The organism is Mesorhizobium sp. M4A.F.Ca.ET.050.02.1.1 (genome assembly GCF_003997725.1).
Lineage (GTDB): Bacteria > Pseudomonadota > Alphaproteobacteria > Rhizobiales > Rhizobiaceae > Mesorhizobium.
In genome coordinates this window covers 1-467 of record NZ_RZSG01001498.1, presented here as the reverse complement: position 1 = coordinate 467, position 467 = coordinate 1, and the positions used below count along the sequence as shown (strand labels likewise).

Below are 467 nucleotides of genomic sequence, written 5' to 3'. Positions count from 1 at the left end.
CGGCTAGCCGGAGCAATTCCAGGAAGCGCCTTTCCACCCGGAATTGCGTCGAAACAAAGAGGTGGAGCGGCGTGATTTTCCGTGAAACGATGAACCGCTCCGGGAGAGGCCGGAATTCAAAGCAGCGCAAGGCGTGCCGCGGGATGGGACCCGGGAACGTTGTCGCCACGACCGGCGGCACACAGGATGGAGCGATCATGAAACTTGGCCGGCGGCTTTCCTGCCCGTGGACACGGGCGATGGCGCTCGCATTTTTGGCTGCCGTTTCGGGCTGCCAGTCGAAAGGCAGCGTCAGCGAGGCGCTCGACCCGGCCGCGGTCGCGTCGCCCGGCACGCCGGCCGACGGCGCCATTGCCGCCGCGCCGCAGGCGGTAACGGCGACGCAGTCGCTCGGCACGGGGCCGGCCAAGATCACCATGCTGTTGCCGCTGTCGGCCCCGGGAAGTGCCGGCGAAGACGGCAGGAAG

The 467-nt window shown here is 67.9% G+C and carries 1 pseudogene; it reads left to right on the top strand.

What is annotated here, in order from left to right:
- Positions 1-239 precede the first annotated feature (239 nt).
- Positions 240-467, top strand: a pseudogene (locus tag EOA33_RS38355) (ABC transporter substrate-binding protein); the annotation flags it as partial.